Here is a 14,145-nt window from a genome sequence, read left to right on the forward strand (position 1 = left end):
CACAGGGCACCACGGCCTAGCAGGAGTTGATCCTCGGCAAATTTGGTCGCATGCGCAAGAATTATGCAGTGCATGTTTCTCCTTGATCGGCCCGCTCGCGGGAAACCGCAGCCAGAAATGAGCGTTCGCTCCGTCCACTCTTTTCATCGGAGAGCGTCATTTTGGAAATTCCTTTCTCCCCATTCTCATTAGTCTACTTAATTTATAGACATAACTGAATTGGAGAGAATGGTAATGAGCATCGAAAAGTCCGGAAGCGGTCTCGGAAGACGAGATCTGTTGAAACTGTCTGCCGCGGCCGGGGCCGTCGTCGCGGGTGCCGCGCTGGTCGGGCAGCAGCCAGTTTTCGCGGCCGACGAAGAACTGTCGCTGAAAGGCAAGCGCATCGCCATCAGCGCAACCGGCACCGACCACTTCTTCGACCTGCAGGCCTATAATGCCCAGATCGAAGAAGTAAAGCGCCTCGGTGGCGAGCCGATCGCGGTCGATGCCGGACGCAACGACGGCAAGCTGGTCTCGCAGCTGCAGACACTGATCGCCCAGAAGCCGGATGCGATCGTTCAAATCCTCGGCACGCTCAGCGTCATCGATCCCTGGCTGAAGAAGGCGCGCGATGCCGGGATCCCGGTTCTGACCGTAGATGTCGGCTCGACCAATTCGATCAACAACACCACTTCCGATAACTGGGGCATCGGCAAGGACCTGGCGCTGCAGCTCGTTTCCGATATCGGCGGCGAAGGCAATATCGTCGTCTTCAACGGCTTCTACGGCGTAACCCCCTGCGCGATCCGCTACGACCAACTGGTGAATGTCGTCAAATATTTCCCGAAGGTCAAAATCCTCCAACCGGAACTGCGCGACGTCATCCCGAACACCGTGCAGGACGCCTTCACGCAGATCACGGCGATCCTCAACAAATATCCGGAAAAGGGTTCGATCAAGGCGATCTGGTCGGCCTGGGACATTCCGCAGCTTGGCGCGACCCAGGCTTTGGCGGCCGCCGGGCGAACCGAAATCCGCACCTACGGCGTCGATGGCAGCCCGGAAGTGCTGCAACTCATTGCCGACCCGAATTCGCCGGCCGGCGCCGATGTCGCCCAGCAGCCGGCAGAAATCGGCCGCACCGCCATCCGCAACGTCGCCAAGCTGCTCGCCGGCCAGACGCTGCCGCGCGAGACCTATGTTCCGGCACTGCTCGCCAACAAGACCAATGTCGGCGAAGTCACCAAGAAGCTCGGCATCGGCTGACACTGAACACGAGCGATCCGGTCATCGCTGGATCGCTCGGAATCTGCCCGCCCGGAGAGATCGACATGACGGCCATTTCGTTGAAGCAGCCGGTGACGGCACGCGACGACATCATCCGCTTTGAAGGCATCGTCAAGCATTTCGGCGGTGCTCAGGCGCTTGCCGGTGCGTCGCTGATCGTTAGGCGCGGCACCATCCACGGTCTCGTCGGCCAGAACGGCGCCGGCAAGTCGACGCTGATCAAGCTGCTGGCCGGTCTTCACCAGCCCGATGGCGGCCGGATCGAGATCGAAGGGCAAACATTCGACAGGTTGACGCCGCATCTTGCCGAAGAGCTCGGCATCCACTTCATTCACCAGGATCGGCTGTTGGTGCCGACCTTCACCGTCGGCGAAGCCCTGTTCCTCGGCCGGGAGCCGCGGATATCCGGCACGCCGTTCCTCGACCGGCGACAGATGCAGCGCCGGGCATCTGAAATTCTCAACGACTATTTCGGTATCCGGTTGCCGAACGCAGCCTTGATCGGCGAATTGTCGACGGCCGAAAAGCAGATCGTGCAAATCACCCGCGCGCTCCTCAATCAGCCGAAGGTGCTGGTCTTCGACGAGCCGACGGCCGCCTTGGTTCGCCGCGAAGCCGATATCCTCTTCCGGCTGATCCGCCGTCTGCGCGACGAAGGCGTCACCATCATCTATATCTCGCATTACCTGAACGAAATCGAAGAGCTCTGCGACCACGTCACCGTGCTGCGCAATGGGCTCGACGTCGCCTCCCTGCCGATCGGCGAGACTTCGGCCGGTGCGATTGCGCGGCTGATGGTCGAACGTGATATCAAGGAGATGTTTCCAAAGCCGCAAGTGACGCCGGGCGAGGAAATCCTCAGGGTCGAGCAGCTGTCGGCGCCGGGGAAATATAGCGACGTCAGTTTCACGCTTCGCCGCGGCGAGGTGCTCGGCCTCACCGGCCTGCTCGGCTCCGGCGCAAAGGAACTGGTCCGCGCTCTCTTCGGTCTGGAGACCCCGGCTTCCGGCCATATCGAGATCAGCGGCAAGGCTGCCCGTTTCACCAATCCCACCCAAGCGGCCGGTCGTGAAATCGCCCTGGTGCCGGAAGATCGGCGTCGCCACGGTGTCGCGCTCGACCTCAGCGTCGCGGAAAATATCAGCCTTTCGAGCCTTGGCCGCTTCACGCGTTTCGGCTTTCTCGATCGCAGACGCGAACAGCAAGAAGTGGACGCTCTGATTACGCGGCTACAAGTGAAGACCAATGGGCGCGATGCCCTGCTGCGCACGCTTTCGGGCGGCAACCAACAGAAGGTCGCCATCGCCAAGTGGCTGAGCCGCCATTCCGAGGTCTATCTCCTCGACGAGCCGACAGTCGGCGTCGATATCGGCTCCAAGGTCGAGATCTATGCGCTGATCGGCGAACTCGCGTCGCGTGGCGCCGGCGTCATCGTGCTGTCTTCGGATCTGCCCGAGCTCGTCGGCATCACCGATCGCATCCTGGTGCTCTTCCGCGGCCGCGTGGTGCGGGAATTCATATCGTCGGAGACCACGGCGGATGCCGTGCTCGCTCAATCGACCGGATCATCCGAGGGACATCGCCATGTCGGCTGAAGTGGAATTTGCGCCTTCCGGTTTTTCCGCTGCGGAACCGCCTCCCCGGCCGACCGGCAATATTGCGGCTGCGACATTGCGCTTCGGATCGCTGATCGCCTTCGCCGCCATCCTGCTCATCTTCTCACTGACCGCACCCTATTTCCTCAGCATCGGCAATATCGGCAACGTCCTCGGCCAATCGGCCATCTCCGGTGTGCTTGCCATCGGGTTGACGATCGTGCTGATCGCCGGCGGCTCCAATGTCGTCACCGGCGGCATCGACCTGTCGCTCGCCGCCAATATGGGCCTCAGCGCCGCCGTCTATGCGAGCTTGACGCAACTCGGCTACGGCGATGCGACGGCGATCGTGGCGACGATCCTCGCTGGCGCCCTGATCGGCACGGTCAATGCCATTGCCGTCGTCTATGCCGGCATCGTGCCGCTGCTGGCCACGCTGGCCGTCATGAACGTCGTCGCCGGCCTGGAATTGGTACTGACTGGCAATACCGTCCTGCCGGCCTCGACGCCTTTCCTGTCGGCGCTTTCGGCCTCGGATGTTTTCGGCATCCCGGTTCTTGCCTATGTGCTCCTTGGCTTCACGGCGATCACCACGGCGATCGTGCAATATACCCCGCTCGGCCTGCGTCTCTATGCCGTCGGTGAGTTTCCGGATGCGGCGCGTGCCGCCGGTCTGCCGCTTCGCCGGCTGCTGGCCGGCGCCTTCGTTGCCAGCGGCGTCTCCGGCGGCATCGCTGGCATCCTGTCGGTTTCCTATCTGAGCGGCAGCACGACCGGCGCCGGCGAGATGCTGTTGCCCGTCGTTGTGACGGCCCTGCTCGGCTCGGTCTTTTCGCGCCGGCTGGTTCCAACGGTCACCGGGACGCTGCTTTCGGCCCTTTTGGTCGGCTTCCTGGTCAACGGTTTCCAGCTGCTGAACATTTCGAGCACGCTGGTCAGCGGCGTCCAGGGTGTGCTCATTCTCATCGTCGTTTCCGCGACCACGCTGCTGCGCCGGCAGGAGGCCTGACCATGTCGCTCCAGACCCCTACCCCCGCCACCATCGGCTTGCCGCGTCTTCTCGCCGGCGGCCTAGTGCGCTACGGGTTGATCCTCGCCCTGGTTGCGGTGTTTACCGCCTTTTCCGTGGCAACGCCGACATTCCTGACGCCTGCCAACCTGCAGAGCATCCTGGTCAACAATTTCACGCTGCTTGCCATCGTCTCCATCGCCATGACCTTTGCCGTCGCATCGGGCGGCATCGATCTTTCGGTGGGAACGGCGATGGATTTTGCCAGCTTCGCCTTCGTTTCGCTCGTCCTCGCCGGACAGCCGGTGGCAGTCGCCGCACTCGCGGGACTGGCGGCCGGAGCGTTCGTCGGCGCCTTCAACGCGCTGCTGATTTCAGGGATCGGCGTGTCGCCATTCCTCGCCACGCTCGGCACGCTGTTCATCGGCCGCAGCGTTCAGCAGCTGCTGACCAATGGCGGCAATCCGGTCTATCTGCCGCCGAACGGCGTGCCGGAAACCTTCCGTTTCCTCGGCCACGGCACGATCGCCGGCTTCCCGGTGCCGCTTGCCGCTGCCATCGTCGTCATCGCAGCCGCTGCGGTCGTTTTTGCCCGCACGCGTTTCGGCCGCGTCATCCTGTCGATCGGCATCCAGCCGGGGGTCGTGCGTTATTCCGGCATCGCCGCGCCGGCCCATGTCGCGGTGACTTTCATCCTGGTCGGGTTGATCGCGGCAATCGCCGGCCTGATCCTGACCGCAACCGTCACCACCTACATCCCCTCCTCCGGCAATGCCTTCCTGCTGAATGCGATTGGCGCGACCTTCATCGGCACGACGCTCAGCCCACTCGGACGGCCGAATGTCGGCGGGACCGTTCTCGGCGCGCTGCTGCTCAGCATCGTCGCCAATGGGCTGCTGCTGACCGATCTGAACTTCTACTGGCAGCAGGTCGGTACGGGAACGCTGATCTTCGCCGTGCTCGCCCTGAGCTTCATCAACAGAAAGGCCGCCGGCGGCGCTTAAGAGAAGTTGCCACTGCGGTGGTACCCTGGGAAGCGGTCCTATCCCGCCGAGGCGTCCGAGATCATTCTGGACACGGCATTCTTCCAGCCGATGATCTTGCCCTGCCGCTCGGTCTCATCCATCGAAGGGCTGAAGCGGCGATCGCAGGCCCAAGCTTTCGCAAAGTCCCGCTTGCCGGGCCAGATGCCGGCTTTCGAGCCGGCAAGCCAGGCTGCCCCCAGCGCCGTCGTCTCGCGGATCGCCGAGCGGTCGACAGGGTTTCCCGTCATGTCGGCCAGGCACTGCATCGTCCAATCCGAATCCGCCATGCCGCCATCGACGCGCAACACGGTTTCCAGCTGGTTGGCGCCCCAGTCTTTCTTCATCGCCACCAGCAGGTCGAGCGTCTGGTAGGCGACGGATTCAAGCACGGCGCGGGCAAATTCCGCCGGGCCGCTGTTTCGCGTCAGACCGAAGATCGCGCCGCGCGCCGCCGGATCCCAATAGGGCGCGCCGAGGCCGGTGAAGGCCGGAACGATATAGACCTGCTGTCCGGGATCGGCCTTGGCGGCAAGCACCCCTGCCTCGGACGCCTGACCGATGATGCCGAGGCCGTCGCGCAGCCATTGCACGGCAGCACCGGCGATGAAGATCGAGCCTTCGAGCGCATAGGTCGTCTCGCCGTCGAGCCGACAGGCGATCGTCGTCAGCATCCGGTTGGAGGAGGAAACACGATCCCGGCCGGTGTTCAACAGGGCAAAGCAGCCGGTGCCATAGGTGGATTTCATCATGCCGGGCTCGAAGCAGGCATTGCCCATGGCCGCCGCCTGCTGGTCGCCGGCGACACCGAGGATTGGAAGCTCCGCGCCGAACAGCGTCTTGTCGACGCGGCCGAAATCATCGGCGCATTCCCTGACGTCAGGAAGCATGGCGGCCGGAATGCGGAGAATGCCGAGAAGCTCCTCGTCCCAGGCACCGTCGTCGATATTGTAGAGCAGAGTCCTCGATGCATTGGTCGCATCGGTGGCATGCACGCGGCCGCCAGTCAGATTGTAGATCAGCCAGCTGTCGATCGTGCCGAAGCAGACATCGCCCACTTCCGCCTTCTCACGCAGGCCATCGACATTGTCGAGCAGCCAGCGCAGCTTCGTTCCGGAGAAATAGGGGTCGAGCAGCAGCCCGGTCTTGGCGCTGAACAGCTTCTCATATCCGTCGGCCTTCAGGCTCTCGCACATTTCCGCGGTGCGCCTGTCCTGCCAGACGATCGCGCGGTACAACGGCTTTCCCGACCCGCGGTCCCAGACGACCGCCGTCTCGCGCTGGTTGGTGATGCCGATCGCGGTGATATTGGCGGCGTCAATACCAACATCGGCGATCGCCTTGCGCACAGTATCGACGACGGATTGCCAGATTTCGGCGGCGTCGTGCTCGACCCATCCGGGCTGCGGATAATATTGGGTGATCTCCGCCTGCGCCGAGCCGGCCATTTTCATGTCGCCATCGAAGATGATGGCGCGCGACGATGTCGTGCCCTGGTCGATTGAAAGAATATAACCGCTCATGTCCGTCTCCGGCTCGCACGAAACCGCTCCGCCTGCAGAGGACAGCAGGACGCGGACGTTTCATGAGAGAAAGATTGTGGGTGCCACCGGCTTGCTGCCGGTGGCAGGAAGTGATGGCCGGAAGCCTCGTCGCCTCCGGCCTGGTCCGCCTTACTACTTCTGCCAGCTCTTGACGAGTTCGTCGTAGTTGACAGTGACCGGCTTGTCCTTTTCGTTCTCGATCTTCAGCTGCGGGGCAAGGTTGCCGTTCTTCACCGCATCCGCGTTCCAATAAGCGAGATCATGCTCCTCGGCGAGTTTCGGGCCGATGTCGCCCTGGATCTTGGCGCGTTCCAGGCGCTGCAGCACCTTTTCCTGCTCGGAGCAAAGCGAGTCCATCGCTTCCTGTGCCGTCTTGGCGCCGGAAGAGGCATCACCAATCGCCTGCCACCAAAGCTGAGCGAGCTTCGGATAGTCAGGAACGTTCGTACCGGTCGGCGACCACTGCAGGCGGGCCGGCGAACGATAGAATTCGATCAGACCGCCGAGTTTCGGCGCACGATCGGTGAAGGACTTGTGATCCAGCGTCGACTGGCGAATGAAGGTCAGGCCCATGTGGCTCTTCTTCACGTCGACAGTCTTCGAGGTGACGAACTGGGCATAGAGCCAGGCCGCCTTGGCGCGGTCGTCAGGCGTGGACTTCATCAGCGTCCACGAACCGGCGTCCTGATAGCCGAGCTTCATGCCGTCCTTCCAGTAGACGCCATGCGGGCTCGGTGCGAAACGCCATTTCGGCGTGCCGTCCGCATTGACGACCGGCAGGCCTTCCTTGACGAAGTCGGCGGTGAAGGCCGTGTAGGTGAACATCTGCTGGGCGACTTCGCCCTGCGACGGGACCGGGCCGGATTCGGAGAAGGTCATGCCCTGGGCGGCAGCCGGTGCATAGGCCTTCATCCAGTCCAGATATTTCTGAATGGAATAGACCGCAGCAGGGCCGTTGGTATCGCCGCCGCGCGCCACGCACGAGCCGACCGGACGGGAGTTCTCGTCGACCTTGATGCCCCATTCATCGACGGGCTTGCCGTTCGGAATGCCCTTGTCGCCGTTGCCGGCCATCGACAGCCAGGCATCGGTGAAGCGCCATCCGAGCGATGGGTCCTTCTTGCCGTAGTCCATATGACCGAAGACCTTCTTGCCATCGATCTCGCGGCCGGTGAAGAACTCGGCAATATCCTCATAGGCCGACCAGTTGACCGGCACGCCGAGATCGTAGCCGTACTTCGCCTTGAAGTCCGCCTTGTTCTTCTCGTCGTTGAACCAGTCGTAACGGAACCAGTAGAGGTTCGCGAACTGCTGGTCAGGCAGCTGGTAGAGCTTGCCGTCAGGCGCCGTGGTGAAGGACTTGCCGATGAAGTCGTCGATGTCGAGGCCGGGATTGGTGACATCCTTGCCTTCGTTGGCCATCCAATCGGTCAACGAGCGGGCCTGCTGATAGCGCCAATGGGTGCCGATCAGGTCGCTATCGTTGATATAGGCGTCATAGATGTTTTCGCCGGACTGCATCTGCGTCTGCAGCTTCTCGACCACGTCGCCTTCGCCGATGAGGTCGTGGGTGATTTTGATGCCGGTGATCGCCGTGAAGGCGGGTGCCAGCACCTTCGATTCGTATTCATGGGTCGTGATCGTTTCGGACACGACCTTGATGTCCATGCCGGCGAAAGGCTTCGCAGCGTCAACGAACCACTGCATTTCCTTTTCCTGGTCGGCGCGCGGAAGCGTCGAGAGGTCACCAACTTCCTTGTCGAGGAACGTCTTGGCCTCGTCCATGCCGGCATAGACCGATGCTGTCATTGCCAGCAGCAAGCCTGCTGTCGTCGTCAATAAGTGCCTTCGCATAATATCCTCCCAGGGTTTGCGATTGCAGTCACGTCTCAGGCGGCCAGTACCCCCGGCCATCTGTCTTCTCCTTGCCGTCACACGTAGCGGAAGACGCCGATGGCGTAGACCACGGAGATGGCAAGAGCCCACCACAGGTTGGGCCCACCGAGCCCAAGCCATGCAAGATGAATGAAAGCGCTGCCCAGCAGCGAAATGAAGAGCCGGTCGCCGCGCGTCGTCTCGAAACGCAGCACGCCCGTGCGCGGCGAGCCACCCGGCGAAAAATATTCCCAGACACTCATGGCGATCAGAAGCGCCAGGATCGTCAGGAAGAACAGCGTCGTCGGCAGCGTCCAGGCCATCCAGGAAAAATTCATGACCGTGTCCTCCTCAAACGCGCCCGAGCGCGAAGCCCTTGGCGATGTAGTTGCGGACGAAATAGATGACGAGAGCGCCCGGAATGATGGTGAGCACGCCGGCAGCCGCCAGCACGCCCCAGTCCATGCCCGAGGCGGAAACCGTTCGCGTCATGATCGCCGAGATCGGTTTTGCCGCCGTCGTCGTCAGCGTGCGGGCCAGCAGCAGCTCGACCCACGAGAACATGAAGCAGAAGAAGCCCGCGACACCGACGCCGCTGGCGATCAGCGGAATGAAGATCTTGATGAAGAAACGCGGGAAGGAATAACCGTCGATATAGGCGGTTTCGTCGATCTCCTTCGGCACACCGGACATGAAACCTTCGAGGATCCAGACGGCGAGCGGCACGTTGAACAGGCAGTGGGCAAGCGCCACGGCGATATGCGTGTCAATCAGGCCGAAGGCCGAATAGAGCTGGAAGAACGGCAGCGCGAAGACCGCCGGCGGTGCCATGCGGTTGGTCAGCAGCCAGAAGAACAGGTGCTTATCGCCGAGGAAGCGGTAGCGCGAGAAGGCGTAGGCTGCCGGCAGCGCCGCAGCCACCGAGATCACCGTGTTCATCACCACGTAGATGATCGAGTTGATATAGCCGTTATACCAGGACGGATCGGTAAAGATGACCGTGTAGTTACGCAGCGTCGGGTTCGTCGGCCAGAGCGAGAAAGCGCCGGTGATCTCCGAATTCTCCTTGAAGCTCATATTGACGAGCCAGTAGATCGGCAGGATCAGGAAGACGATATAAATCGTCGGAACGAGCCAGGAGAGGCTGCCTGCAGGTTTGTATTTGTTGGTCATATCTCGCCCTCCCTTTCAGCTCGCGTCGTCGCTGCTGGTCATCACGGTGTAGAACACCCACGAGAGCAGCAGGATAATCAGGAAGTAGATGATCGACATTGCCGCCGCCGGGCCAAGATCGAACTGGCCGACTGCCGTCTTCACGAGGTCGATGGAAAGGAAGGTCGTCGAGTTGCCAGGCCCGCCGCCGGTGACGACGAAAGGCTCGGTATAGATCATGAAACTGTCCATGAAGCGCAGGAGGACGGCGATCAGCAGCACCCGCTTCATCTTCGGCAGCTGAATGTAGCGGAAGACGGACCAGCGCGAGGCGCCGTCGATCTTGGCGGCCTGGTAATAGGCATCCGGGATCGAGACCAGGCCGGCATAGCAAAGCAGCACGACGAGGCTTGTCCAGTGCCAGACGTCCATGACGATGACGGTCACCCAGGCATCGATGGGATCGCGGACATAATTATAGTCGAGGCCGATCGCTTCGAGGGTGTGGCCGAGCAGGCCGATATCGACGCGTCCGAAAACCTGCCAGATGGTCCCGACGACATTCCACGGAATGAGCAGCGGCAGCGCCATCAATACCAGGCAGACGGGAACACCCGGTCCTGATTTCGGCATATTGAGCGCGATGAAGATGCCAAGCGGAATCTCCAGCGCCAGAATGATGAAGGAGAACAGCAGATTGCGCTCGAGCGATTCCCAGAAACGATCGGAATGCAGGGTCTGGACGAACCAGTCGGTGCCGGCCCAGAAGAATTCGTTGTTGCCGAACGTATCCTGCACCGAATAGTTGACGACGGTCATCAGCGGGATGACGGCCGAAAACGCCACGAGCAGCAGCACCGGCAGGACCAGAAACCAGGCTTTGTTATTCCACGTCTTCTGCATGGCTCAGGCCTCCCTGCCGACACGCCAACTGTCGGCGTAGATGCTGATGGCGGACGGATCGAAGGTGACGCGAGCGTCCGCGGGAATGTCGGCGTCTTCAGGCACGACGATGGCAATCGGCTGGCCGGCGAAACGGGCACGCACGATCTTCTGCCGGCCAATATCCTCGACCTTGCTGACCGTGACCGGCATGCCCTCCCGTCCGAGGCGAATGAATTCGGGGCGGATGCCGAGTTCGGTTTTGGTCGTGCCTAATGTCTTCGGCGCGTAATCGAGAGTCAGGGTTTCGTCTCCGACCTTGACGGCGCTGCCCTCGATCCTGGCCGGCATGAAATTCATACCCGGCGAACCGATGAAATAGCCGACGAAGGTGTGGCTCGGCCGCTCGAAAAGCTCGGCCGGCGTGCCGATCTGGACGATCTGGCCATCATACATGACAACGACCTTTTCGGCGAAGGTCAGCGCTTCCGTCTGGTCGTGCGTAACATAGACCATGGTGAAGCCGAATTGCTTGTGCAGCCGCTTCAGCTGCGAACGCAGCACCCATTTCATATGCGGGTCGATGACGGTCAAAGGCTCGTCGAACAGGATGGCGTTGACGTCATTGCGCACCAGCCCGCGGCCGAGCGAGATCTTCTGCTTCTGGTCGGCGGTCAGGCCCTGCGCCTTGCGCCTGGCCCAGCTGGCAAGGTCGATCATTTCGAGGATGTCGCGGACACGCCGGTCGACATCCGCTTCGGCCACACCGCGGTTGCGCAGGGGAAAGGCGAGATTGTCGTAGACGGTCATCGTGTCGTAAATAACGGGAAACTGGAAGACCTGTGCGATGTTGCGGCTCTGCGTCGAAAGGTTCGTGACATCCTTGCCGTCGAACAGGATGCGGCCATGCGAGGGCTGCAGCAGGCCGGAGATGATGTTGAGCAGCGTGGTCTTGCCGCAGCCGGAGGGGCCGAGCAGCGCATAGGCGCCGCCATCGTTCCATTCGTGGTCGACTTCCTTCAGCGAATAATCCTTGTCGGACTTCGGATTGGCGCCGTAGGCGTGGCGGATATGGTCGAGCGTGATGCGTGCCATTGTGCTCTCCTATACCTTTCCGGCCACAGCGATGGCGCGGCCGTCGCTGCCGAAGGCCATCAGGTGGCGGGTGTCGAGAAAAGCTTCGACCTCCATGTCGGGATCGATGTCGTGAATGCCATGCGCCAGCATTACCCAGCGCACACCGTCATATTCCAGGTGAACGAAGCTCTCCGAGCCGGTGATCTCGGAAACCAGCGTGCGCGCCTGCAGGCGGGCCGCGTCGCCGGTCTGCGGCGCAAGGCCGAGATGGTGCGGGTGAAAGGCGATAGTGACAGGACCATCCGGCACGACGGCCAAATGCGAGGGAACCGAGATCGTGACGCCGCTCGGACGCGTGAACACGTTGCCGGATTTCGTCACGTCGAGGGTGTTCAGCGGCGGATCGGCGAAAATGCCCGCGGTGGCGAGATTGACGGGTCGGCGATAAACCTCGATCGTCGGCCCGAACTGGGTCACCCGGCCCTGGTTCAGCGTTGCGGTATTGCCGCCAAGCAGGAGCGCCTCCGAAGGCTCGGTCGTCGCATAGACGAAGATCGCGCCGGATTGGGCAAAGATCTTCGGCAGTTCCTCGCGCAGTTCCTCGCGCAGCTTGTAATCGAGATTGGCGAGCGGCTCGTCCATCAGCACGAGGCTGGCATTCTTGACGAGCGCGCGCGCAAGCGCCGTGCGCTGCTGCTGGCCGCCGGACAGATTGAGCGGGGTGCGGTCGAGATAGGGCGTGAGCTTCAGCAGCTCGGCCGCCTTGCGCACCTCACGGTCGATCGTGGCAGCATCCTTGCCCGATATGCGCATCGGCGAGGCGATGTTGTTGTAGACGGTCAGCGCCGGATAGTTGATGAACTGTTGGTAGACCATGGCGACGTTGCGCTTCTGTACCGGCATGCCGGTGACGTCAGTGCCGTCGAAATGGATGGAGCCGCCTGTGGGACGGTCAAGCCCCGCCATCAGCCGCATCAGCGACGTCTTGCCAGCCAGCGTCGGCCCGAGCAGGACGTTCAGCGTGCCCCGCTCGAGAACCAGATCGGTCGGATAGATATGATAGTCCGCGCCCACCATCTTGGCGGCGTTTCGCAGTTCCAGCATTCCGATTCCCGTGCCTCCACGCATCGGGGACCACATAGCTCCTACCCGGCCATCGCCGGCATGGCAGCCATGTACTCCTCCAGTGACTGGGCCTGCTCCTTGGAAAGGCGCAGACCATCCTTTGTTCTCCTCCACAGCACGTCTTCGGCGTGCCGGGCCCATTCATGTTCGACGAGATAGGTGACCTCTGCCTCGTAGAGATCGCCGCCGAATAGCCGTCCGAGATCGTCGATGCCGCTGGCATCGCCAAGCAACAGCTCCGCCTTGGTGCCGTAGCGGCGCACCAGGCGGCGGGCAAGCGGATCGGCGAGGAACGAATAACGCCGCCTCAGCTTGTCAACCTGTGCCTCGTAACCGCGGACCGGGAAGTCGCCGCCCGGCAGATGGCTTTTGGCCGTCCACGGGGCGCCCTTGGCGCCGATCGCAGCACCGATCTTCTCCAGTGCATGTTCTGAAAGCCGGCGATAGGTGGTGAGCTTGCCCCCGAAGACGTTGAGCAGCGGCGCGGCGTCACCTTCACCCTCTAGCTTCAGCACATAGTCGCGCGTCGCCTCCTGCGCCTTCGAGGCGCCGTCGTCATAAAGCGGCCTGACCGCCGAATAGGTCCAGACGATATCTTCGGGCCTGACCGGCTCCTTGAAATATTCCGACGCCGCATTGCAGAGGTAGACTGTCTCCTCCTCCGAAATCCTGACGTCCCTGGGATCGGCGGTGTAGTCGCGATCCGTGGTGCCGATCAGGGTGAAGTCGCCCTCGTAGGGGATGGCGAAGATGATGCGGTTGTCGGGATTCTGGAAGAAATAGGCTCTCACATCGTCGAATTTCTTCTTCACGACGATATGGCTGCCCTGGACGAGGCGGACATGGTGGGCTTCGTTCTGGCCGAAGGCGGAGCGAATGACCTGGTCGACCCAGGGACCGGCAGCATTGACCAGCATGCGGGCCTGATGGCTGTCATTGCGACCGGTGGCGGTATCGGTGGTCTCGATATGCCACAGGCCATTCTCGCGCCTCGCCGACACCACCTTGGTGCGCGGCATGATGGTTGCCCCTTTGTCGGCGGCGTCGCGGGCGTTCAGTACCACCATGCGGGCATCGTCGACCCAGCCGTCGGAGTATTCGAAGGCCTTGGCAAAGAGCGCCTTCAGCGGCTTGCCGGCCGGATCGCTGCGCATGTCGAGAACGGATGTCGGCGGCAGCAACTTGCGGCCGCCAAGATGGTCGTAGAGGAAGAGGCCGAGCCGGATCAGCCAGGCCGGGCGGATACCGCCCTTGTGGTAGGGCAGCACGAAGCGCAGCGGCCAGATGATGTGCGGCGCCATCGCCCAGAGGATCTCGCGCTCCATCAGCGATTCACGGACCAGGCGGAACTCGTAATGCTCGAGGTAACGCAGGCCGCCATGGATCAGCTTGGTGGCGCCCGACGAGGTACCCGAGGCGAAATCGTTCATCTCCGCCAGCGCCACCGAATAGCCGCGCCCGACGGCATCGCGCGCAATGCCGCAGCCGTTGATGCCGCCACCGATGACGAATATGTCGTGAATATTTCGGCCCAATTCCCCCTCCGAGCCCGCCGTCGATTTCGCATCGCACAAAACTTGCGCAATTGCGAAAGT

The 14,145-nt window shown here is 62.0% G+C and carries 12 protein-coding genes; 4 read left to right on the top strand and 8 right to left on the bottom strand.

Features of this window, described 5'->3' with window-relative positions:
• Positions 1-234 precede the first annotated feature (234 nt).
• The 4 genes from B5P46_RS00240 to B5P46_RS00255 all read left to right on the top strand — a co-directional run bounded on the left by B5P46_RS00240 (position 235) and on the right by B5P46_RS00255 (position 4,877).
• The gene (locus tag B5P46_RS00240; protein WP_027687208.1) at positions 235-1,248 is read left to right on the top strand and encodes a sugar ABC transporter substrate-binding protein; all 1,014 of its coding nucleotides are present in this window, start codon (positions 235-237) and stop codon (positions 1,246-1,248) included.
• A 65-nt stretch (positions 1,249-1,313) separates the two neighbouring features.
• The gene (locus tag B5P46_RS00245) at positions 1,314-2,864 is read left to right on the top strand and encodes a sugar ABC transporter ATP-binding protein (RefSeq protein ID WP_129416913.1); all 1,551 of its coding nucleotides are present in this window, start codon (positions 1,314-1,316) and stop codon (positions 2,862-2,864) included.
• Entirely contained in the window at positions 2,854-3,873 is a 1,020-nt protein-coding gene (locus B5P46_RS00250) for an ABC transporter permease (protein ID WP_129416915.1), read from the top strand. Before B5P46_RS00245 ends, B5P46_RS00250 begins: the two co-directional genes overlap by 11 nt.
• Before the next feature lie 2 nt (positions 3,874-3,875).
• Entirely contained in the window at positions 3,876-4,877 is a 1,002-nt protein-coding gene (locus B5P46_RS00255) for an ABC transporter permease (RefSeq protein WP_129416917.1), read from the top strand.
• Positions 4,878-4,915: 38 nt separating this feature from the next.
• On the opposite strand, the gene glpK is transcribed toward B5P46_RS00255, so the two are convergent.
• The 8 genes from glpK to glpD form a co-directional block, all read right to left on the bottom strand.
• On the bottom strand, positions 4,916-6,418 hold the full coding sequence (glpK, locus tag B5P46_RS00260; RefSeq protein WP_129416919.1) for a glycerol kinase GlpK: 1,503 nt from the start codon (positions 6,416-6,418) through the stop codon (positions 4,916-4,918).
• 153 nt (positions 6,419-6,571) lie between these two features.
• Positions 6,572-8,293 (bottom strand): ABC transporter substrate-binding protein, encoded by a 1,722-nt coding sequence (locus B5P46_RS00265; protein WP_129416921.1) that lies wholly within the window; start codon positions 8,291-8,293, stop codon positions 6,572-6,574.
• A gap of 77 nt (positions 8,294-8,370) precedes the next feature.
• Complete coding sequence (locus tag B5P46_RS00270; protein WP_003549529.1) at positions 8,371-8,652, bottom strand: DUF2160 domain-containing protein; 282 nt, start codon at positions 8,650-8,652, stop codon at positions 8,371-8,373.
• A 13-nt stretch (positions 8,653-8,665) separates the two neighbouring features.
• Positions 8,666-9,487, bottom strand: coding sequence for a carbohydrate ABC transporter permease (locus B5P46_RS00275; protein ID WP_003549530.1), 822 nt, complete (start codon positions 9,485-9,487; stop codon positions 8,666-8,668).
• A gap of 15 nt (positions 9,488-9,502) precedes the next feature.
• Positions 9,503-10,369 (bottom strand): carbohydrate ABC transporter permease, encoded by an 867-nt coding sequence (locus B5P46_RS00280; protein ID WP_129416923.1) that lies wholly within the window; start codon positions 10,367-10,369, stop codon positions 9,503-9,505.
• A 3-nt stretch (positions 10,370-10,372) separates the two neighbouring features.
• On the bottom strand, positions 10,373-11,443 hold the full coding sequence (locus B5P46_RS00285) for an ABC transporter ATP-binding protein (protein ID WP_129416925.1): 1,071 nt from the start codon (positions 11,441-11,443) through the stop codon (positions 10,373-10,375).
• Positions 11,444-11,452: 9 nt separating this feature from the next.
• Complete coding sequence (locus B5P46_RS00290; RefSeq protein ID WP_129416927.1) at positions 11,453-12,529, bottom strand: ABC transporter ATP-binding protein; 1,077 nt, start codon at positions 12,527-12,529, stop codon at positions 11,453-11,455.
• A 41-nt stretch (positions 12,530-12,570) separates the two neighbouring features.
• Complete coding sequence (gene glpD / locus B5P46_RS00295) at positions 12,571-14,085, bottom strand: glycerol-3-phosphate dehydrogenase (RefSeq protein WP_129416929.1); 1,515 nt, start codon at positions 14,083-14,085, stop codon at positions 12,571-12,573.
• Between the last annotated feature and the right edge of the window lie 60 nt (positions 14,086-14,145).

The sequence above is a fragment of the Rhizobium leguminosarum genome, assembly GCF_004123835.1.
Classification (GTDB): Bacteria; Pseudomonadota; Alphaproteobacteria; order Rhizobiales; family Rhizobiaceae; genus Rhizobium; species Rhizobium leguminosarum_M.

Bases quoted from the DNA above. Each gene is read 5' to 3' on its own strand.
- B5P46_RS00290 (WP_129416927.1), bottom strand. From the start codon at position 12,529: ATGCTGGAACTGCGAAACGCCGCCAAGATGGTGGGCGCGGACTATCAT.
- B5P46_RS00275 (WP_003549530.1), bottom strand. From the start codon at position 9,487: ATGACCAACAAATACAAACCTGCAGGCAGCCTCTCCTGGCTCGTTCCG.
- B5P46_RS00245 (WP_129416913.1), top strand. From the start codon at position 1,314: ATGACGGCCATTTCGTTGAAGCAGCCGGTGACGGCACGCGACGACATC.
- glpK (WP_129416919.1), bottom strand. From the start codon at position 6,418: ATGAGCGGTTATATTCTTTCAATCGACCAGGGCACGACATCGTCGCGC.
- B5P46_RS00280 (WP_129416923.1), bottom strand. From the start codon at position 10,369: ATGCAGAAGACGTGGAATAACAAAGCCTGGTTTCTGGTCCTGCCGGTG.
- B5P46_RS00240 (WP_027687208.1), top strand. From the start codon at position 235: ATGAGCATCGAAAAGTCCGGAAGCGGTCTCGGAAGACGAGATCTGTTG.
- B5P46_RS00250 (WP_129416915.1), top strand. From the start codon at position 2,854: ATGTCGGCTGAAGTGGAATTTGCGCCTTCCGGTTTTTCCGCTGCGGAA.
- B5P46_RS00255 (WP_129416917.1), top strand. From the start codon at position 3,876: ATGTCGCTCCAGACCCCTACCCCCGCCACCATCGGCTTGCCGCGTCTT.
- B5P46_RS00265 (WP_129416921.1), bottom strand. From the start codon at position 8,293: ATGCGAAGGCACTTATTGACGACGACAGCAGGCTTGCTGCTGGCAATG.
- B5P46_RS00270 (WP_003549529.1), bottom strand. From the start codon at position 8,652: ATGAATTTTTCCTGGATGGCCTGGACGCTGCCGACGACGCTGTTCTTC.
- B5P46_RS00285 (WP_129416925.1), bottom strand. From the start codon at position 11,443: ATGGCACGCATCACGCTCGACCATATCCGCCACGCCTACGGCGCCAAT.